The sequence below is a fragment of the Natronococcus sp. A-GB7 genome (genome assembly GCF_029688865.1).
Lineage (GTDB): Archaea > Halobacteriota > Halobacteria > Halobacteriales > Natrialbaceae > Natronococcus.
In genome coordinates, this window is sequence record NZ_JARUKV010000001.1 from 170380 (window position 1) to 188437 (window position 18058).

General features: G+C 66.8%; 22 protein-coding genes. 14 read left to right on the top strand and 8 right to left on the bottom strand.

Annotated features, from left to right (window positions below; all coding sequences use genetic code 11):
* The first annotated feature begins 64 nt into the window (after nucleotides 1–64).
* Both QA609_RS00885 and QA609_RS00890 read left to right on the top strand, forming a co-directional pair.
* Nucleotides 65–1969, top strand: coding sequence for a 2-oxoacid:acceptor oxidoreductase subunit alpha (locus tag QA609_RS00885; RefSeq protein WP_278300694.1), 1905 nt, complete (start codon nucleotides 65–67; stop codon nucleotides 1967–1969).
* A 2-nt stretch (nucleotides 1970–1971) separates the two neighbouring features.
* Complete coding sequence (locus QA609_RS00890; protein WP_278300695.1) at nucleotides 1972–2907, top strand: thiamine pyrophosphate-dependent enzyme; 936 nt, start codon at nucleotides 1972–1974, stop codon at nucleotides 2905–2907.
* Nucleotides 2908–3073: 166 nt separating this feature from the next.
* Here the strand turns inward: QA609_RS00890 and QA609_RS00895 are convergent, their stop codons facing one another.
* A complete protein-coding gene (locus QA609_RS00895) occupies nucleotides 3074–3409 on the bottom strand; it encodes a hypothetical protein (protein ID WP_278300885.1) in 336 nt (111 codons plus the stop codon).
* 139 nt (nucleotides 3410–3548) lie between these two features.
* Between QA609_RS00895 and lrpA1 the strand changes: the two genes are divergently transcribed.
* The 6 genes from lrpA1 to QA609_RS00925 all read left to right on the top strand — a co-directional run bounded on the left by lrpA1 (nucleotide 3549) and on the right by QA609_RS00925 (nucleotide 8006).
* Complete coding sequence (gene lrpA1 / locus QA609_RS00900) at nucleotides 3549–3977, top strand: HTH-type transcriptional regulator LrpA1 (RefSeq protein ID WP_278300696.1); 429 nt, start codon at nucleotides 3549–3551, stop codon at nucleotides 3975–3977.
* Between the two features lie 111 nt (nucleotides 3978–4088).
* Entirely contained in the window at nucleotides 4089–4772 is a 684-nt protein-coding gene (locus QA609_RS00905) for an HAD-IA family hydrolase (protein ID WP_278300697.1), read from the top strand.
* Nucleotides 4773–4882: 110 nt separating this feature from the next.
* Nucleotides 4883–5746: a methyltransferase domain-containing protein gene (locus QA609_RS00910; protein WP_278300698.1), complete on the top strand. Its 864-nt coding sequence runs from the start codon at nucleotides 4883–4885 to the stop codon at nucleotides 5744–5746.
* A gap of 103 nt (nucleotides 5747–5849) precedes the next feature.
* The gene (locus tag QA609_RS00915) at nucleotides 5850–6329 is read left to right on the top strand and encodes an SRPBCC family protein (RefSeq protein ID WP_278300699.1); all 480 of its coding nucleotides are present in this window, start codon (nucleotides 5850–5852) and stop codon (nucleotides 6327–6329) included.
* Between the two features lie 55 nt (nucleotides 6330–6384).
* On the top strand, nucleotides 6385–7017 hold the full coding sequence (locus QA609_RS00920; RefSeq protein ID WP_278300700.1) for a nitrous oxide reductase accessory protein NosL: 633 nt from the start codon (nucleotides 6385–6387) through the stop codon (nucleotides 7015–7017).
* Nucleotides 7018–7097: 80 nt separating this feature from the next.
* Nucleotides 7098–8006, top strand: a complete 909-nt coding sequence (locus tag QA609_RS00925; protein WP_278300701.1) for a DMT family transporter — start codon at nucleotides 7098–7100, stop codon at nucleotides 8004–8006.
* 1 nt (nucleotide 8007) lies between these two features.
* Here the strand turns inward: QA609_RS00925 and QA609_RS00930 are convergent, their stop codons facing one another.
* The 3 genes from QA609_RS00930 to QA609_RS00940 are packed head-to-tail and all read right to left on the bottom strand — an operon-like array spanning nucleotide 8008 to nucleotide 9352.
* Nucleotides 8008–8223: a hypothetical protein gene (locus QA609_RS00930; RefSeq protein WP_049891396.1), complete on the bottom strand. Its 216-nt coding sequence runs from the start codon at nucleotides 8221–8223 to the stop codon at nucleotides 8008–8010.
* Between the two features lie 59 nt (nucleotides 8224–8282).
* On the bottom strand, nucleotides 8283–9125 hold the full coding sequence (locus QA609_RS00935; protein WP_278300702.1) for a 3-keto-5-aminohexanoate cleavage protein: 843 nt from the start codon (nucleotides 9123–9125) through the stop codon (nucleotides 8283–8285).
* The gene (locus QA609_RS00940; protein WP_278300703.1) at nucleotides 9122–9352 is read right to left on the bottom strand and encodes a hypothetical protein; all 231 of its coding nucleotides are present in this window, start codon (nucleotides 9350–9352) and stop codon (nucleotides 9122–9124) included. The genes QA609_RS00935 and QA609_RS00940 overlap by 4 nt, the downstream gene beginning before the upstream one ends.
* Before the next feature lie 141 nt (nucleotides 9353–9493).
* On the opposite strand from QA609_RS00940, the gene QA609_RS00945 reads away from it, so the two are divergent.
* From QA609_RS00945 to QA609_RS00970, 5 genes are all read left to right on the top strand, one after another.
* Nucleotides 9494–10057: an OsmC family protein gene (locus QA609_RS00945; RefSeq protein WP_278300704.1), complete on the top strand. Its 564-nt coding sequence runs from the start codon at nucleotides 9494–9496 to the stop codon at nucleotides 10055–10057.
* Nucleotides 10058–10168: 111 nt separating this feature from the next.
* Nucleotides 10169–11155, top strand: coding sequence for a ring-cleaving dioxygenase (locus tag QA609_RS00950; RefSeq protein WP_278300705.1), 987 nt, complete (start codon nucleotides 10169–10171; stop codon nucleotides 11153–11155).
* Nucleotides 11156–11221: 66 nt separating this feature from the next.
* Nucleotides 11222–12448 carry an iron-containing alcohol dehydrogenase family protein gene (locus tag QA609_RS00955; RefSeq protein WP_278300706.1) on the top strand — a complete coding sequence of 409 codons (1227 nt, stop codon included), beginning with the start codon at nucleotides 11222–11224 and terminating at the stop codon, nucleotides 12446–12448.
* Nucleotides 12449–12657: 209 nt separating this feature from the next.
* Nucleotides 12658–13317 (top strand): helix-turn-helix domain-containing protein, encoded by a 660-nt coding sequence (locus tag QA609_RS00960; protein WP_278300707.1) that lies wholly within the window; start codon nucleotides 12658–12660, stop codon nucleotides 13315–13317.
* A gap of 418 nt (nucleotides 13318–13735) precedes the next feature.
* The gene (locus tag QA609_RS00970; protein ID WP_278300709.1) at nucleotides 13736–13891 is read left to right on the top strand and encodes a rubrerythrin-like domain-containing protein; all 156 of its coding nucleotides are present in this window, start codon (nucleotides 13736–13738) and stop codon (nucleotides 13889–13891) included.
* Between the two features lie 231 nt (nucleotides 13892–14122).
* Here QA609_RS00970 and QA609_RS00975 read toward each other — a convergent pair whose 3' ends face one another.
* The gene (locus QA609_RS00975; protein WP_278300710.1) at nucleotides 14123–14587 is read right to left on the bottom strand and encodes a hypothetical protein; all 465 of its coding nucleotides are present in this window, start codon (nucleotides 14585–14587) and stop codon (nucleotides 14123–14125) included.
* Nucleotides 14588–14708: 121 nt separating this feature from the next.
* Here QA609_RS00975 and QA609_RS00980 point away from each other — a divergent pair, with 121 nt between their 5' ends.
* Nucleotides 14709–15710: a zinc-binding dehydrogenase gene (locus tag QA609_RS00980; protein ID WP_278300711.1), complete on the top strand. Its 1002-nt coding sequence runs from the start codon at nucleotides 14709–14711 to the stop codon at nucleotides 15708–15710.
* 12 nt (nucleotides 15711–15722) lie between these two features.
* Here the strand turns inward: QA609_RS00980 and QA609_RS00985 are convergent, their stop codons facing one another.
* The 3 genes from QA609_RS00985 to QA609_RS00995 are packed head-to-tail and all read right to left on the bottom strand — an operon-like array spanning nucleotide 15723 to nucleotide 18027.
* The gene (locus tag QA609_RS00985) at nucleotides 15723–15989 is read right to left on the bottom strand and encodes a lipoyl domain-containing protein (RefSeq protein ID WP_278300712.1); all 267 of its coding nucleotides are present in this window, start codon (nucleotides 15987–15989) and stop codon (nucleotides 15723–15725) included.
* Nucleotides 15986–17014 carry an alpha-ketoacid dehydrogenase subunit beta gene (locus QA609_RS00990; protein WP_278300713.1) on the bottom strand — a complete coding sequence of 343 codons (1029 nt, stop codon included), beginning with the start codon at nucleotides 17012–17014 and terminating at the stop codon, nucleotides 15986–15988. The genes QA609_RS00985 and QA609_RS00990 overlap by 4 nt, the downstream gene beginning before the upstream one ends.
* A complete protein-coding gene (locus QA609_RS00995) occupies nucleotides 17014–18027 on the bottom strand; it encodes a thiamine pyrophosphate-dependent dehydrogenase E1 component subunit alpha (RefSeq protein WP_278300714.1) in 1014 nt (337 codons plus the stop codon). Before QA609_RS00995 ends, QA609_RS00990 begins: the two co-directional genes overlap by 1 nt.
* Nucleotides 18028–18058 lie beyond the last annotated feature (31 nt).

The following is an 18058-nucleotide window of genomic DNA, read 5'->3' on the forward strand; positions in this document are numbered from 1 at the left end:
CAAAGGCTTTAGGCACGGTGAGACAAAAATTCGGATACGGCTGGCCAACTGGCCACTGATCTCAATGAGCGATGACGAACTCATCTGGCGAGTCTCAGGCGGTTCCGGAGACGGAATCGACTCGACGAGCCAGAACTTCGCGAAGGCGCTGATGCGCTCGGGGCTCGACGTATTTACACACCGCCACTATCCGTCGCGGATCCGTGGTGGCCACACCTACGTCGAGATTCGGGCGGCAGCAGACGAGGTACAGTCACGGGGCGACGGCTACAACTTCCTCCTCGCGCTGGGGGACTCCTTCGCCCGGAACCCACAGGAGGAGGCCTACTACGGCAACGAGGAGATCAAACCCCTCTCGGAGAACTTAGACGAACTCCGCGAGGGCGGGGTCATCGTCTACGACGAGGGGCTGCTCAGCGAGGACGACGTCGCCGAGCTCGACTTAGAGGAGCGCGCCGAGGAGAACGACTGGCACGTCTACCCGGTCGACCTGCGCGGCCTCGCCAAGGAACACGGCCGCGAGGTCATGCGCAACACCGCCGGCGTCGGCATCACGGCCGGACTGCTCGATATGCAACTCGAGCACATCGAGGACCTGATGTCCGACGCGATGGGCGGGGACATCCTCGAGGCGAACCTCGAGATCCTCCACGAGGCCTACGAGATGGTCGACGAGGAGTTCGAGACGACCCACGACCTCCGCGTCCCGACGGGCGAACACGACACCGAACAGGCGCTGCTGTCGGGGTCGAACGCGATCGCCTACGGCGCCATCGACGGCGGCTGTCGCTTCATCGCGGGCTACCCGATGACGCCGTGGACCGACGTCTTCACCATCCTCAGCCAGAACTTCCCCGACATCGGGGGCGTTTCCGAGCAGGTCGAAGACGAGATCGCCGCGGCCGCGCTCGCGGTAGGCGCGAGCCACGCCGGCGCGAAAGCCATGTCCGGCTCTTCGGGCGGTGGCTTCGCGCTGATGAGCGAACCGCTCGGTCTCGCGGAGATGACCGAGACGCCGCTCGTGCTCGTCGAATCGATGCGCGCCGGCCCCTCGACCGGGATGCCGACGAAACCCGAGCAGGGCGACCTCGAGTTCGTCCTCTACACGAGCCAGGGCGACTCCTCGCGGGTCGTCTTCGCTCCGGGCACCATCGAGGAGGCCTACGAGCAGACCCGACTCGCCTTCCACATCGCCTGGGAGTACCAGATCCCGACGATCATCATCTACGACCAGAAGCTCTCCGGCGAGAACAAGAACGTCGACGTCGAGTTCTTCGACCGCGAGCCCGAGCCGGGACTGGGTACGACGCTCACCGAGGAGGAGCTCAAGGAGGCCGCACACGACAACTCCGGCAAGTTCGAGCGCTTCGGCTACGAGGACAACGAGAAGAACGTCAGCAAGCGCTCGCTGCCCGGCCAGAAGGGCGGGCGCTACCTCGCGACCGGCAACGAGCACTCGCCCGTCGGGCACATCAGCGAGGATCCCGACAACCGGGTCTACCAGATGACCCGCCGCATCGAGAAGCTCGACTCCATCCGCGAGGAGCTCGACGAGGAACACGACTCCAACCAGACCTACTTCGGCGACGAAGACGCCGAGTACGGTATCATCACCTGGGGCTCGAGCCAGGGCGCCGTCGTCGAGGCCGTCGAACGGCTGAACGACAGCGGCCACTCGGTGAAGGGTATCAGCGTCTCCGACATGATGCCGTTCGCCGAGGCCGAGGTGACGGAGTTCCTCGAGAGCGTCGACGAGGCGATGGTCGTCGAGATGAACGCCACCGCCCAGTTCCGCGGCCTGATCCAGAAGGAACTCGGCCGCTTCGGCGACAAGATGACGAGCCTGCTGAAGTACAACGGTAACCCGTTCGAACCGGCGGAGATCGTCGAGGGCTACGAGGTCAACGTCGCCGAGGAGGACCGCGAACCGTCCGCACAGGTACGAATCGAACCCGCTGCAGGTGACTGAACATGAGTGCATTCAACGCAATCGGTGAGGAACGAGAGATCGACCGGGACGAGTACACGCCCGGCGTCGAACCGCAGCCGACCTGGTGTCCTGGCTGTGGCGACTTCGGCGTACTGAAGTCGCTGAAGCAGGCGCTCCCGGAGGTCGGCAAGACCCCCGAGGAGGTCCTGACGGTCACCGGGATCGGCTGTTCGGGCAAGCTCAACAGCTATCTCGACACGTACGGCTTCCACACGATCCACGGCCGCTCGCTACCCGTGGCCCGTGCGGCGAAGCTGGCCAACCCCGAACTCGAGGTCATCGCCGCTGGCGGTGACGGCGACGGCTACGGCATCGGTGGGAACCACTTCATCCACACGGCCCGGGAGAACCACGACATGACGTACATCGTGTTCAACAACGAGATCTTCGGGCTGACGAAGGGCCAGACGTCGCCCACGAGCCCGAAGGGCCACAAGTCGAAGACCCAGCCCTCCGGCAGCGCGAAGTCGCCGCTTCGTCCGCTCTCGATGGGGCTGAACGCCGGTGCGACGTACGTCGCTCGCACCGCCGCGGTCAACCCCAACCAGGCAAAGGAGATCATCAAGGAGGCCATCGAGCACGACGGCTTCGCCCACGTCGACTTCCTGACCCAGTGTCCGACCTGGAACAAGGACGCCCGGCAGTACGTCCCCTACGTCGACGTCCAGGAGTCCGACGACTACGAGTTCGACGTCAACGATCGGGCGGAGGCCGCCGAGATGATGCGCGAGACCGAGGACGTCCTCAACGAGGGCACCGTCCTCACCGGTCGGTACTACGTCGACGACGAGAGCCCCTCCTACACCGAGGAGAAGAAGGCCGTCGGCGAGATGCCTGACCAGCCGGTCGCCGAACGGTACTTCGACGAGGACGCCGAGTGGGAGCGCAGCTACGACCTGCTCGAGCGCCACACGTAAGACGACCCCGAGCGATCTTTTTCGCGGACGTGTCCGAGCCGACAGCGTCGCTTACCGATATGGATCCGGTTCGACGGTATCGGCTGTCGATGCTCGTCGTCGGCGTCGTAACCGTCGTCACCTACGCAGCCGGGAGCAACGGGTACCAGTGGTCGCCCCGCCCGACTCACTCCGCCGTGGCGTCGTCGTCCGCGTCGTACCCCCACCCCTGCGCGAACCGCTTCGTGAGCGAGCTCAGGATCAACAGGGCGACGAGCAGACCGCCGAACGCCGTCGAGGAGAAGCCGTACAGCAGCTGGTGGGCGCCGTAGGCGACGGTCACCAGCCCCATCAGCAGGGCCGTCGTCCCGGCCCGCCGCGAGACGTAGTCGGGATCGACGCTTTCGTCGTAGTGGACGTGGAGATCCGCTCGCCCGCCGAACGCGATTAGGACGGCAGGCGCGAGGATGACGAGCCCGCAGCCGATCCAGAACAGCCCCAGCAAGACGTTCGCGTCGACCATCGACGGTCTTCGGCGGAGCGAGCGAATAAAACCGGCGATCTCCCCGCCGTCGGGGTCGACCGAAAGTGGACCTTCAGTCACGACAGCCGACGTTTTCGAATACAAAAGTTATTTTCCGTCCGGAGCAAAACTATGCCGTATGAGCACGCAAGCGACGGAAGACCGCATTCTTGCGGTTCTCGAGGAGGACGCACAGGCGTCCTACGCCGAGATCGCCGACCGCGCGGACGTTTCGAAGCCGACGGTCCGCAAGTACATCAACCAGCTCGAGGACGAGGGGGTCATCGTCGGCTACTCGGCCGACGTCGACCCGAAGAAGCTCTCGAGCCAGACGATTGCGATGGTCGGACTCGACGTGGCCAGCGAGCGCTACGTCGAGGCGACGAAGGCGATCAAGGAACTCGAGGAGGTCGAGGCGCTGTACAGCTCCAGCGGCGACCACATGCTGATGGCCGAGGTGCGAGCCGAGGACGGCGACGCGCTCGGCGAGATCATCTCCGAGGAGCTGCTCGAGATCGAGGGCGTCACGGCCGCTCACCCCTCGTTCCTCCAGGAGCGACTGAAGTAACGCTCGCCGCGTCCGCCGTCGGCTCCGTCGCTTCTCGCCGCCGCCCCTGCTACGTTTTCCCGTCCCACTCTTTCCGTCGGATCCATACGCGCTCGGTCCGTAGCGGCCGCCGTGACGGAGACGATACTGCTCGATATGGACGGCGTCGTCCTCGAGGGACCGGGGACGCCGCAGTCGGTCTACGACCGCGCGGCCGACGCCGCGGCCGAGGAACTCGGGCTCGAGCCGACGGACCGACAGCGCCGCGAGCTCCGGAGCCACGGCTACGAGACCGTCGCATCGGCTTGTTCGGCACTCGGCGCGGACCCCCGGGAGTTCTGGCGCCGAAAAGAGGACGAGGCTTCCCGGCTCGCGGCCGAACGGATCCGTTCGGGCGAGCGGGGGATCTACGGGGACGTCGCGGCCCTGGAGTCACTCGCCGACGGAACGACGCTCGCGCTCGTCAGCAACAACCGCCACGAGACCGCCCGGTTCGTCGCCGACTTCCTTCCGGTGCCGTTCGCGGCCGCCAGGGGACGGCCGCCGACACCCGAGGGGTTCCGTCGGCGCAAGCCCGATCCCCACCTCCTCCGCGAGACGCTCGACGGGCTGGGGGTCGAGGACGGGCTGTACGTCGGCGACCGCGAGACCGACGTCCTCGCCGCCCGAAAAGTGGGTCTCGAGGCCGCCTACCTCAGACGACCGCACAACGCCGACGTCCCGCTGCCGGAGGGGGCGGTGTACGAACTCGAGGGGCTCGACGAACTGCCCGACGTCCTCGAGGCGCCCGAGGATCGATCGCGGTCGTTTCGGTAGTCCGCGAGACCCGAACGACTACGACGAGTGTATGCGTACGAGTTACGTGAGCACTCGACGGGATCGGACTCCTCGAGCGCCCGGAACACTGGACGGAGGCGAGACTACCGATGACCGAACGAACCGATCACGCGGACGAACGAGCGATCGCCGACAACTACGGCCGACCGGACCTCGAGCGGACGATCTTAGACGCCTACGAGAACGCGGGGATGGATACCACACGGCTCACCCGGGACGACACCGCCGCGCTCGACGAGTTCCACATCCAGGGACGCGACGCGACGAGAGCGCTCGCAGACCTCGCCGAACTCCGTCCCGGCGACCGGGTACTGGACGTCGGCAGCGGAATCGGCGGACCCGCGCGAACGCTCGCCGCCGAGTTCGACTGTCGCGTAACCGGAATCGACCTCGTGGAGGAGTACTGCCGGGTCGCCGAGACCCTCACCGAACGACTCGGGCTCGAGGACCGCGTGAGCGTTCGGCGCGGCAACGCCGTCGACCTGCCGTTCGACGACGGCGCGTTCGACGTCGTCTGGCTGCAACACGTTTCGATGAACGTCGCGGAGAAGGGACGACTGGCCGACGAACTCCACCGCGTCCTTCGACCCGGCGGACGGCTCGCCGTACACGAGGTCTGTGCCGGCCCCGGCGGCTCACCGCAGTTCCCGGTGCCGTGGGCGGACGATCCGTCCATCAGTTTCCTCACGACGGCCGAGGAGCTATCCCGGCTCCTGGCCGACGCGGGGTTCGAGGAACTCGAGTGGGTCGACGCGACCGACGACTCCCTGGAGTGGTTCCGGAGCAGGCTCGAGGCGATGGCTGCTCGACCGGCGGACGCACCCCCGCCGCTCGGCCTCAACCTGCTCATGGGCCCGGAGACGCCGACGAAGATGCAAAACGTCGTCCGAAACCTCGAGGACGAACGGATCGCGGTCGTGCGGGGCGTGGTGGAGAAGTCGGCCCAGCGGTAACCTCGTCGTAGCTCGCTCTCGGCCGCCGCTGGGCCCTCGAAACGAGAGCGAACCGCGCGACGTAGGCCTCGCGCTTTTCCATCCAGCTGCCCTACCGGTTCGTATGCCGACGTACGAACGGCAGACGCGGATCGAGGCCCCGCTGGAGGACGTCTGGGAGTTTCACTCGCGAGTAACGGGACTCGAGGGGGTGACGCCTGCGTGGATGGGACTGACCGTCGAGTCGGTCGTCGGCCCCGACGGGGAGCCGGATCCGGGCGTCCTCGAGGCCGGCTCGGAGGTGACGCTGTCGACACGCCCGTTCGGCGTCGGACCGCGCCAGCGGTGGACGTCGATGATCACCGAGCGCGAACGAACCGACGGAACGGCGTACTTCCGCGACGAGATGGTTAGCGGGCCGTTCGAACGGTGGGTCCACACCCACGCCTTCTACGGCGACGGCGACGAGACGCTCATTCGGGACCGCGTCGAGTACGAACTGCCGTTCGGTCCGCTGGGCAGGGCGGCGACGCCGTTCTCCCGGATCGGCTTCGAGACGATGTTCCGGGCTCGCCACCGGCTGACGAAGGAGCAACTCGAGTGAGCGGATCGACGGACGAACCACGCCTGTTTTGATCGCGGCGTCGCTACCTTCCTCTATGAGTGCACGCGATCGCCGATCGCTCGCCCGGCGACGGCTCCTGGGCGCACTGAGCGCGGGCGCCTGCGTCGCCGTCGCGGGCTGTCTGGACGGCGACGACGATGGGGACGATGGTGCCAGCGGAAACGGCGACGACGGCGACGAGACGGACGACGGTGAGCATCCGAACGCGCCCCACCTCGAGGAGTCCGGCGACGAACCCCTCGAGTTCGAGCGCGACCAGAGTTGCGTCGTCTGTGCGATGACGCCGACGGACTACCCCGACTGGCACAGCCAGCTCGCCCACGAGAGCGGCGAGCGGGCGGTCTTCTGTTCCTCGGGCTGTATGACCGCCTACCTCGCGGACGTTCCGGTCGACTCGGAGATCGTCGGCGCTTGGACGGTCGACTACGAGACCGGCGAACTGATCGACGCCACGGAGGCCCACTTCGTGATCGTCACCGACGAGGACGGCGTCGACGACGAGGTGATGGGGCTCAATCCGCGGGCGTTCGCCGACGAGGACGACGCCGTCGCCTACCTCGAGGAGTGGGACGCCGAGGAGCTCTCCGAGGACGATATCGTCGGCTTCGACGAGATCGACGCCGACGTCGCCTCGATCTACCGGGACGGTCGGTTCCCCGACGAGTAGGATCGTTTCGGCGAGCTGGTACCGGCCCGCTCGGCCGGCGACCGGAACTCGTTTGTTCCGATCACGTATTGTGACACGACGTGAACGCCGCCGACCTCGAGGTCACGCCGCTGGCCGCCCTGGGATTCGCCGTCTTCGCCGCCAGCACGAGCGCCATCCTGGTACGCTGGAGCGCGGCCCCGAGTTCGGTCGCGGCCCTCTACCGGGTGCTGTTCACGACGGCTATCGTTGCTCCGATCGCTCTGGTGTGGTACCGCGAGGAGTTCGCCCGCCTCGAGAGGCGGGACCTGGGCTTTGCGATCGTCGCCGGCGTCGCCCTCGCGGTCCACTTCGCGGCCTGGTTCGAGAGTCTCAATCACACGAGCGTCGCCGCCAGCGTCACGCTGGTCCAGACCCAGCCGATCTTCGTCGCCCTAGGCGCGGGGCTGGTGCTCGGCGAGCACGTCAACCGCGAGACGATCGTCGGCATCGTCGTCGCCCTGATCGGCGCGACCGCGATGTCGCTCGGCGACGCCGGCGAGGCGCCGATCTCGGACGCGACGATGTACGGCAACGCCCTCGCGGTCCTGGGGGCGGTCACCGTCGCGGGCTACGTGCTCGCGGGGCGGTCGATCCGCCAGCGCGTCTCGCTGTTTCCGTACGTGACCGTCGTCTACGCGGCCTGTACGCTCACGCTGTTCGTCCTCGTCGGCGCGCAGGGCCACGCCTACCTCGACTATCCACCGCGGGAGTGGCTGCTCTTTCTCGGGATGGCGATCGGGCCGGGGATCTTCGGACACACGATCGTCAACTGGGCGCTGAAACACCTCGAGTCGGTCGTCGTCAGCGTCACCTGGCTGGGCGAACCGGTCGGGTCGACCCTGCTGGCGCTCGTCTTGCTCGCGGAGGTGCCCGACGCGATCACCGTCGCGGGCGGGCTCGTCGTCCTCGGCGGCATCTACGTCACGACGATCGAGCGCGAGCGCCGGCGCGCCTCGAGCGGGTCGTAGCTCACTCCGAGAGCGTCTCAAGGTAGGCCCTGCCGTCGTCGGTGATCACGTAGACCCCGCCCGAGATCTGGCGAACGTGGCCGTCGGACTGAAGCTCGTAACAGCGTTCGGTGATCGTCACGGGGTGGGTCTCGAACTCGTCGGCTAACGTCACCATCTCGGCCGGCCCCCGCTCGGCAAGCGTGGCTAACAGCGCTTGGTCCGAGCATCCTTGCATGTGTGTTAATGCCTTACACACTAATGAGGGATATAAGGATTTCGACCACGAGCCGTCGGTCAGAGCCCAAGGATCGACCGCGCCTCCGCGGGTGTGGCGACGGGACGACCGAGTTCGTCGGCGATCCGGACGACCCGTTCGACCAGCTGGCCGTTGCTCTCGGCGAGTTCACCTCGCCGGTAGTAGACGTTGTCCTCGAGACCAACGCGGACGTGGCCGCCGAAGAGGGTCCCCATCGTCGCGAACGGCAGCTGGTGGCGCCCGAAGCCAAGCGTGTTGAACAGCGCGTCGTCGGGCAGGTTGGAGACGGCGGTCAGGAAGTTTCGCGGCGTCGGCGGGGTGAGCGTCCCCGGCCCGAAGATCAGCGTCGCGTAGACCGGGTCGGCGAGCTCGCGGCGCTCGAGCAGTCCCCGAACCTCGTTGGCGTGGCCGTCGTTGAACACCTCGAGTTCGGGCTTGATCCCGCGGTCGACCATCTCCTCGTGGAGGGCGTCGACCAGTCCGCGGGTGTTCTCGCTGGTGAGGTGGTCGTACCGGTTCAACGGACCCATGTCGAGCGAGGCCATCTCCGGTGGGGGATCGGTCCGCAGTGGGAGGTGGCGCCGGTCGTCGGGGGCGCCCGTTCCGCCGGTCGAGTGCTGGATGATCACGTCGTCGGCGTGTCGTCGAACCGCGTCGTCGATCTCCTGGAACCGCTCGGTCGCGAAGCTGCGCTCGCCGTTCGGCCGACGGGCGTGGAGGTGAACGACCGACGCGCCCGCCTTCTCGACCGCCGCGGCGGCCCGACCGATCTCCTCGGGCGTCTCCGGCAGGTTCGGGTTCGCCTCCTTCCCGTGGACGCCCCCGGTCAACGCCGCGGTGACGATCAGGGGCTCGCCGGCGAGGTAGGCGTCGTAGCTCATCCGTTCGCCGCCTCCGGGTCGTTGGCCTCGTCTCTCCCGTTGGTGTCGTCGCGAGCGCGCTCGAGGTAAATCTCGCAGTGGCGGTCGTGTGCGAGCTCGTACCGGTCGTTACAGACGTCGGCGCGCATCGGCTGGACGAACCGGTCGGCGACGGTACAGTACGCTCGCGGCTCGTCGAAGCGTCGGTCGTCGGTTCGGTCGCGGTACTCGAGGTGTGGGCAGGTCACGCCCGTCGGTACGTCTCGTTCGATGGTAACCGTTCTCACTGGATAGGACTCGGGCGAGTCGCGGCGAACCGGACAGAAAGATAGAGAATGGCTAGCTAGGTTATCGTCGCGGTCGTCGAAGAGAGAACCGGTGAGTCAACAATGGCGACCAGAGAAGAACCCATAGTCAACGGCGTCGACGTTTCCGGCCTCGAGGGTGCGATGGAGGCGATCGACAGCGACGCTACCGTCGGGGCGTTCACCTTCCGAGCCGAAACCGAGTGGGAGGACGCGCTGAAGGCCACAACGACCATCGACGAGTTCGATCAGGCGGGAGAAACCGTCCACACACGCGAGTTTACGCTCCAGGGCGACGAACCGGAGGAGATCCTCGGGGAGCGAACGGGACCCAACGCCGTCGAGCTACTGCTGGGTGCGCTCGGCTCGTGTCTGACCGTCGGCTACGCGGCCAACGCCGCGGCCATGGGGATCGAACTCGAGGACCTCCGCTTCGAGATGGAGGGCGATGTGGACCTGCGGGGCTTCCTCGGGCTCGACGAGGACGTCCGTCCCGGCTACGAGTCGATCACCTGTACGACCCACATCGAGGCGGACGCGTCGGAGGAGCGCCTCGAGGAGCTACGCGAGCGCGTCGAGTCGACCTCGCCGCTGATGGACGCCATCACGAACGAGGTGCCGCTCGTGACTCGGCTCGAAATCGAGTGAGACGCCGAACCGGTTCTTTTTGACCGATGGCTCCAGCACCGATAACGTCGGTGTCACCCCCTGACGTCGGTGTGAGCGAAACGTCTCAAGGCTCGAGCGCCTCCTACCGGTATGACACCCGAAACGCCCGGCCTTCACCACGTGACCGCGATCGCGGGCGATCCACAGCGAAACGTCGACTTCTACGTCGACACGCTGGGCCTGCGCCTCGTCAAGAAGACCGTCAACCACGACGATCCCGGCACCTACCACCTCTACTTCGGCGACGGGGAGGGGACGCCCGGGACGAACATCACGTTCTTCCCGTGGACTGACGAGGGCCGGCCCGGGCAGTTCGGCACCGGGCAGACGGAGACGACCGCCTACCGGATCCCGCCGAAGTCGGTCGACTACTGGCGCGACCGCCTCGAGTCACGGGACGTCGCGGTCGACGTCGCGGACCGGTTCGGCGAGACGGTGCTCCGGTTCGAGGATCCGGACGGGATCGGGCTCGAGCTGGTGGCTGCGGGCGAGGCGCAACGGGCCTCGGATAGTGCGAGCGGCGAATCGAACGCGACACCGTGGACCGAGGGACCGGTTCCCGCGGAACACCAGCTGCGGGGCTTTTACGGCGTGACCCTCGCGGTCGATTCGATCGAGGCGACTGCGGCCGTGCTGACCGATGTGCTGGGGTACGAACTCGAGGACGAGGTCGACGGCCGACGGCGCTACCGGAGTGCAGCCGGCGGACCGGGCTCGATCGTCGACCTCGTCGAGACCGACGTCGGCCGCGGTCGGATGGGCGTCGGAACGGTCCACCACGTTGCGTTCACGGTCAAGAACGTCGAGGAACAGGAGGCGTGGCGCGAGGCCTTCGCCGACCACGGGCTCTCGCCGACGGAAGTGATCGACCGAAAGTACTTCCAGTCGATCTACGTCCGCGAGCCCGGCGGGGTCCTCTTCGAGATGGCGACGACGGGGCCCGGGTTCGCCGTCGACGAAGACCCCGCGGAGCTCGGTACCGAACTCGTCCTTCCCGAGCACCTCGAGGACGAGCGCGAACGCATCGAGGCGCAGTTGCCGCCGTTCGACGACCCGACCGTTGACGCGAGCGACTGAGCTCGCTCCCTCGGGCCGGCTGACGCCGCTGGTCCTTTTTACTGCGGCCCCATCCTACGGGAAGTCATGACTGCAACCGACGAGACGACGCGCGATCCGGCGTTCCGGTTCGAGTACCACCCGGCGACGATCAGGTTCGGTGCGGGCTGTGCCGACGCCCTCGAGACCGAACTCGAGGCGCTGGACCTCGAGCGAGCGCTGGTCGTCTGTGGCTCCACGGTCGGGAGCACGCCAGAGGTGATCGACCCGGTTCGCGAGGGACTTGGCGATCGGCTGGCGGGCGTCTTCGACGAGACGACGCCCGACAAGCGCCTCGGAACGGCGTTCGACGGGCTCGATCGGCTCGAGACGGAGGAGGCGGACGTCCTCGTCAGTCTCGGCGGCGGGAGCAGCCTCGACGTCGCGAAGGCGGTCAGCGTCCTCGCGGCGAGCGACCGCTCGCGCGATCGGATCGCCGAGGAGTTCGCCCAGACGGGGACGATCGACGTCCCCGACGAGGGGCTGGTTCCGATCGTCGCGGTCCCGACGACGCTGGCCGGTGCCGACCTCTCGACGGGCGCCGGGATCACGGCCGCACCCGACTCGGGGCTGGTCGACGAGGAGCTCGGTGGCGGGATCTCGGATCCCGGGCTGATGCCGACCGCGGCGTTCTACGACCCCGAACTGTTCGCGACGACCCCGGATTCGATCCTCGCGGGATCGGCGATGAACGGCTTCGACAAGGGGATCGAGACGATCTACGCGGCCAACGCAACCCCGGTGACCGACGCGACGGCCAGGCACGGCCTCGAGAAGTTCGGGGACGGACTCGAAGCGTTCGGACGGGGCGATCGCGACGTCGAGACGTTCGAGACGCTGCTCGAGGGCCTGATCCTCGTTCAGTACGGGATCTCCCGTCCCGACGGGACGACGCTGTCGGTCGTCCACGCCTTCGGCCACGGCCTGCGGGACGCCTACGACCTCCAGCAGGGGGTCGCCCACGCGGTCGTCGTCCCCCACGTCCTGCGCTACCTCTTCGAGCAGGAGGGCGTCGACGCGCGGGCGGGGCTGCTCGCGAACGCGCTCGGGGTCGGCGAGGCCGCAGACCACGGCGCCGCGGTCGTCGACCGGGTCGCGGAGCTACGCGACGAACTCGGGCTCCCCGCCCGCCTGCGGGACCTCGAGTCCGTCGCGGACGACGAGTTCGGCGACGTCGCGGAGGCGATCCTCGCCGACGGCTTCATGGCCAACGCCCCGCCGGGACTGGACCCGACCGCCGCGGAGATCGAGGGCGTGCTCGAGGCGGCGTGGTAGTTCAGCGGCAATCGGTGATACGGGTTCGCCGTCCGGCTCCGGTGACGAATCCGACTCGTTCGGATCGTGCTGATCATAGCGCGGTCGCCGCCATCGGAGGACGGTGCGAGCCGAGTACGCGGTGCGAACGGTGGGCGATGCGATCCGTTCGATCATCAGTCGCAGTCGTCGGCGGGGGTATTTACCGATCGAAGGCGACGATTCGGACGATGGCTACCGAGGCTACCTTCACGGTTCCCTCGCACCAGTTCCCCCTGGGAACCGTGTTCGAACAGCTGCCGGACGTGACGGTTACGCTCGAGCGGATTATCCCGGCTCAGGACGTGGTGGTACCGTACTTCTGGGTGCGAGGGACCGTCGTCGACGACATCGAGGGCGCGTTTCTCGACCACCCCGGGGTGGAAGACGTCCGTCTCGTCGATTCCGTCGCGGACGAGTACTTGTTGCGCGTCGAGTGGACGCTGGAGTACGACGGCGTCTTGAGCGCGCTGACGGAGACGGAGGTTCCGCTCATCAAAGCCGTCGGGACCGATCAGCAGTGGACGTTCGACGTACGCGGTGACGATCGAAGCGATATTGCGGCCTTTCAGCACCGCTGTCGGGAGTCAGACGTTCCGGTCACGTTGACGAAGCTACACGCACTCACGCCGCTCGAGACGGAGACCGAGGCGGCGCTCACCGACACCCAACAGGAGGCGCTGGTTCTCGCCTACGATCGCGGCTACTTCGAATCACCGCGGGAGGTGACGATGGAAGATATCGGCGACGAACTCGGCATCTCTCAGCAAGCCGTCGCATCCCGACTCCGCCGCGGAATCAAGCACATCCTGGGAAGTACGATTCCCGAAACCGAGCGACTCCACCGGTAGATTGTTTTAAAGGGTTTTGTATAATACCAAGCTACTTTGACTGCGCTAGCCGTTGCAGTGGGGAACAGAATGCCCGGCGGTCAAAGCGAACGGATACTCGGCGAATGTCTCGCCTGCAGGTCGGTCTACGCCGCTCAACAGTGGGCTGACGGAGCGATCAAACCGATCGGAGCCAAAAACGGCTGTCGATGCGGATCGACGGAGTTTCGAGCGATCGAGAATCCGACTCTCGACGGTCGTCAGGAGGAAGACCCGATCGGCGAGTGAGGGGGCTCTCTTAGAACGCTTCTCGTACTCATCGAAGTGACAGATACTGATTGACAATGTACTGCTAGGGAACGTATCTATCCCGCTCCTGATACTATTTCACCCTCAATTTTGCAGTTATTACTTGTGGCTGGCGAAACAAGGTGGATGTATGCCCCACGATCAAGACATCGAAGGAGATACGTCTGGAATGACTTCCGAGTACGAGTGTCTCCAGTGCGGGAAAATCGTTCGGGCCGAAACCCATCCCGGAGAATGCTCTGAATGCAGCGGTGACTTCCATAATCGGGCAAAGTCGCTCGAATAGAAACTCTTAGGATCTCCGGACGGACACCACTTGCCACAATCCGTACATACAGAAGCGATAATCGCGTGCGCTACTTAGTCGCTTTACCAAGGCTATCTCTACTTAAGATAGCTCTAGTGTTCTGTTTGCATTCTCACGTAACGAATCGACCAGCTCAGAGTCACGTCGGATAGTGAATAACGAAATCGTGCCACTCTCCACTGCTAAACTAAGAAGCTATGACGCTATCTGCTACTCTCGCTCGAGGTCCGCGGACGCGGGCGGTTCGACGCCCCGTCGTTGCGGTTCCATCCCCTCGTGGAGCGGCGAGACGAGCCTGATCGCGGAGACGGCGAGTACCGTCGTTCCGGCCGCGAGGGCGAACAGTGCCGTCGGCGCCCCGAGGTGGACGACCTCGAGGACGGAGAGGCCGAACCCGCCCGTGAAGAGTGAGACGAGGGTCCAACCGCCGAGGTGGTCGGGAACGGCCTCGAGCAGCCGCTCGCGGAAGAACACGGCGTAGGCGGACCCGGCCCAGACGCCGACGGCGAGCGCGAGCCAGCTCTCGCCGGGCGCGAGCCCGCCGAGGTCGCCGGAGGCGAACCAGGCGAACAGGGGCAGTCCGACGAGCAGGGCGAGGAACTCGCCTGCCCGTCCGGACGGGCTGGTCCAGTCGCCGTCCTCGTTGCGAAACGGTTCCAGTAGGACCCGCGTCATTACCCGTCGGTTCGATGGCCACGAGGTTGAATGTTTCCCGAACCGACACGACGCTGTCGTTCCGGCACGTCCCTCCGCAAGCGCGGGATACTCCGGGCGGCAGCCCCTCGCTCGAGCCACGATGAGCGAGATGACTGCCTACGTGCTCGAGGAGTACGGCGATCCGGACAACTTCACCGAGACGACCGTCGAGGTCCCCGAGCCCGGTCCCGAGGAGATCCGCGTCGAGGTCGCCGCGACCAGCCTCAACCCGGTCGACTACAAGATCCGCCGGGGCGACCTCGCCGATATCGGTCCCGAGATGCCTGCAATCCTGCACTGTGACGTCTCGGGGGTCGTCGACGCCGTCGGCGAGGACGTCGAGGCCTTCGAGGAAGGCGACGAGGTCTACGGCATGCCCAGCGGCGCGGGCCGACAGGGCGCGCTCGCGGAGTACGTCGTCGGCCACGCGGGGACGTTCGCCCACGCCCCGGAGGCGATTTCGCTCGAGGAGAGCGCGGCCCTGCCCGTCGTCGCGCTCACGGCGTGGGAGATGCTCGCGGACAAGACGACCGTCGACATCGACGAGGAGGTGCTGGTCTACGGCGCCAGCGGCGGCGTCGGCCACATCGGGGTGCAAGTCGCGAAGTGGTTCGGCGCCGAGGTGACCGCGACGGGCTCGAGCGACGAGAAGCGCGAACTCGCCGCCGAGCTGGGCGCCGACGCGACCGTCGACTACACCGAGACCGACGTCGAGACGTACGTCGCCGAGCACGCCAGCGGCGACGGCTTCGACACCGTCTTCGACCCGATCGGCGACGACCATCTCGAGACGGCGTTCGAGGCGGTACGGCCGTTCGGAACCGTCGTAACGACCGAGTCGAGCGCGGCCGGAGAGCTCGATCTCTCGCCGATGCATATGAACTCGCTCGAGCTGGGAGTCGTGCTGGTCATCCTGCCGGTAATACTCGGCGAGCGCCGGGAACGGATCGGCGAGGAGCTCGCCGATATCGCGGCGCTGGTCGACGACGGCGCGGTCGAACCACACATCGACGAGCGGTTCGGGTTCGACGAGGTCGCCGCGGCCCACCGCCTGGGCGAGGACGGCGACTTCGTCGGGAAGCTGCTGCTGGTCACCGAGTGACGAGAGCCCCCGTTAGCCGGGAGCGACGTAAGCGAGGACGTCCTCGCGCGTGAGTTCGGCGTCCTCGCCGCGTTCGATCGCGACGAGTTCCCCAGTGACGGGAGCCGGCACGTCGATGCTGACCTTCTCGATCTGGATCTCGCAGATCGTCTCGCCCTCCTCGACCCGACGGCCCTCCCGGGCGAACCAGTTGACGACGACGGCCGTCTCGTCGTCCTCGACGTCCTCGGGCCAGACGCCGCTCGCGGCGACGGCGACGCGGTCGTCGGTCCCGCTCATGCGTCGTGTGCGGAGCGAACCGCGCTTTCGATATCCTCGCTATCCGGAACGACCTCGTTTTCCATCGGACGGGCGTAGGGCAGCGGTACGTCCGGCACCGCGACCCGCTCGACGGCCTCGAGGTCGGCGAGTCCATCCTCGGCGACGCTGGCGATGATCTCGCCGGTGACGCCGTAGGACTGGTAGTCCTCGTCGACGACGACGAGTCGGCCCGTCTTCGCGACCGACTCGTGGATCGTCTCCGTGTCGAGCGGTACCAGCGTCCGGAGGTCGATCACCTCGGCGTCGATCCCGTCCTCGGCAAGGGCGTCGGCGGCCTCGAGCGCCCGGTGGACGTGCAGACCGAGCGTGACGACGGTGGCGTCCTCGCCCTCGCGTTTGACGTCGGCGCTGCCGAAGGGAATAGTATACTCCTCCTCGGGAACGGGCGTCTTCGGGCCGTCGGGGGCGGGCATCCAGCCGATCCCCATCAGCCGCTTGTGGAAGAGGTAGACGACGGGATCGTCGTCCCGGATTGCGTTGTGCATCAGGCCCTTGGCGTCGTAGGCCGTCGAGGGAACGACGACCTTCATTCCGGGAAGGTGGGCGAAGGTGCCGTACAGCGTCTGGGAGTGCTGGGCGGCGTCGTTGTACGTGCCCCCGACTGCGGCCGTCAACACCATCGGGACGTTGACCGCCCCGCCGCTCATGTAGGTGTTTTTGGCCATCTGGTTGTAGATCTGGTCCATCGCGACGCCGAAGAAGTCGACGAACATCAGCTCTGCAATGGGGCGCATCCCCTCCTGTGCGGCGCCGACGGCCGCGCCGAGGTAGGCCGTCTCGCTGATCGGCACGTCCATGATCCGGTCGCGCCCGAACTCCTCGAGCAGCCCCTCCGTGCTGTCGAAGATGCCGCCGTAGTCGGCGACGTCCTCGCCCATGTAGAAGACCTCCTCGTCCTCGCGCATCTCGTGGGCGACGGCCTCGACCATCGCGCGGCTCATCGTCAGTTCGCGCTCGACCGCCCGCTGTTCCTGTTCCGACATCAGTCGTCACCTCCGGCGAGTTCGTGATCCGGCTCCTGGGCCGTCACGCCCGACGGCGGGTTGACGAAGACGTCCTCGTAGGCCGCGTCCGGATCGGGTTCGGGTTGCTCTTTCGCCCACTCGATGGCCTCGTCGACGCGCTCGCGGGCCTCCTCGCGGATCGCCTCGAGTTCGTCGTCCTCGACGCCCTCGCTTCGAAGGTCGTCGGCGAGGCGCTCGATCGAGTCGCGCTGCTCGGCGGCTGCCACGTCCTCGTCGGGCCGGTAGCTCTCGGGATCGCCCATGAAGTGACCCATCCGTCGGTGGACCTGCACCTCGAGTAGCGTCGGCCCGTTGCCGGCTCGCGCCCGTCCGACGGCCTCCTTCGCAGCGTCGTAGACCGCCGTCGCGTCGTCGTAGTCGACGCGGACACCCGGCATGTCAAACCCGCCCGCTCGCCGGGAGCCGTCGGCGACGTCGGTGACGCGCTCTTTGGGCATGCTGATCGCCCAGTCGTTGTCCTCGATCACGAAGACGACGGGGAGCTGCTGTACTGCGGCCAGGTTCAGCGACTCGAGGAAGGCGCCCTGGCTGATCGCCCCCTCGCCGAGGAAGGCGACGGCCACGCTGTCCTCGTTGCGCTTTTTCGCTGCGAGTCCCGCGCCGACCGCGGGCGGACAGCCCTGGGCGATGATCCCGCTGCAGGCGAAGCCAGCGTCGGGGTCGAACAGGTGCATGTGCCCGCCCTTCCCGCTGCTCAGCCCGCTCTCCCGACCGAAGATCTCGGCGGTCATTCGCTTCAGATCGACCCCCTTCGCGATCGCGACGTGGTGGGGGCGGTGGGGCGCCGTCACGGTGTCGTCGTCGCGAAGGTGCCGACAGACGCCCGCCGCAGCGGCCTCCTGGCCCGCGGCGAGGTGTAACTCGCCGGGGATCGGCCCGGCCGAGATGTCGAACGCCGGCTGTTTGCCCTCGAGATACTCCTCCTGAAGCCGCTCCTCGTAGTATCGTGCCGTTGCCATCTCCTCGAACATTCCACGCAATACGTTACCAGCCACCATGATA

Excerpts from the sequence above, each read along its gene's own strand:
- QA609_RS00885 (WP_278300694.1), top strand. The coding sequence starts at position 65 with ATGAGCGATGACGAACTCATCTGGCGAGTCTCAGGCGGTTCCGGAGAC.
- QA609_RS00890 (WP_278300695.1), top strand. The coding sequence starts at position 1,972 with ATGAGTGCATTCAACGCAATCGGTGAGGAACGAGAGATCGACCGGGAC.
- QA609_RS00895 (WP_278300885.1), bottom strand. The coding sequence starts at position 3,409 with ATGGTCGACGCGAACGTCTTGCTGGGGCTGTTCTGGATCGGCTGCGGG.
- lrpA1 (WP_278300696.1), top strand. The coding sequence starts at position 3,549 with ATGAGCACGCAAGCGACGGAAGACCGCATTCTTGCGGTTCTCGAGGAG.
- QA609_RS00910 (WP_278300698.1), top strand. The coding sequence starts at position 4,883 with ATGACCGAACGAACCGATCACGCGGACGAACGAGCGATCGCCGACAAC.
- QA609_RS00915 (WP_278300699.1), top strand. The coding sequence starts at position 5,850 with ATGCCGACGTACGAACGGCAGACGCGGATCGAGGCCCCGCTGGAGGAC.
- QA609_RS00920 (WP_278300700.1), top strand. The coding sequence starts at position 6,385 with ATGAGTGCACGCGATCGCCGATCGCTCGCCCGGCGACGGCTCCTGGGC.
- QA609_RS00930 (WP_049891396.1), bottom strand. The coding sequence starts at position 8,223 with ATGCAAGGATGCTCGGACCAAGCGCTGTTAGCCACGCTTGCCGAGCGG.
- QA609_RS00935 (WP_278300702.1), bottom strand. The coding sequence starts at position 9,125 with ATGAGCTACGACGCCTACCTCGCCGGCGAGCCCCTGATCGTCACCGCG.
- QA609_RS00945 (WP_278300704.1), top strand. The coding sequence starts at position 9,494 with ATGGCGACCAGAGAAGAACCCATAGTCAACGGCGTCGACGTTTCCGGC.
- QA609_RS00950 (WP_278300705.1), top strand. The coding sequence starts at position 10,169 with ATGACACCCGAAACGCCCGGCCTTCACCACGTGACCGCGATCGCGGGC.
- QA609_RS00955 (WP_278300706.1), top strand. The coding sequence starts at position 11,222 with ATGACTGCAACCGACGAGACGACGCGCGATCCGGCGTTCCGGTTCGAG.
- QA609_RS00960 (WP_278300707.1), top strand. The coding sequence starts at position 12,658 with ATGGCTACCGAGGCTACCTTCACGGTTCCCTCGCACCAGTTCCCCCTG.
- QA609_RS00970 (WP_278300709.1), top strand. The coding sequence starts at position 13,736 with ATGCCCCACGATCAAGACATCGAAGGAGATACGTCTGGAATGACTTCC.
- QA609_RS00975 (WP_278300710.1), bottom strand. The coding sequence starts at position 14,587 with ATGACGCGGGTCCTACTGGAACCGTTTCGCAACGAGGACGGCGACTGG.
- QA609_RS00980 (WP_278300711.1), top strand. The coding sequence starts at position 14,709 with ATGAGCGAGATGACTGCCTACGTGCTCGAGGAGTACGGCGATCCGGAC.
- QA609_RS00985 (WP_278300712.1), bottom strand. The coding sequence starts at position 15,989 with ATGAGCGGGACCGACGACCGCGTCGCCGTCGCCGCGAGCGGCGTCTGG.
- QA609_RS00990 (WP_278300713.1), bottom strand. The coding sequence starts at position 17,014 with ATGTCGGAACAGGAACAGCGGGCGGTCGAGCGCGAACTGACGATGAGC.
- QA609_RS00995 (WP_278300714.1), bottom strand. The coding sequence starts at position 18,027 with ATGTTCGAGGAGATGGCAACGGCACGATACTACGAGGAGCGGCTTCAG.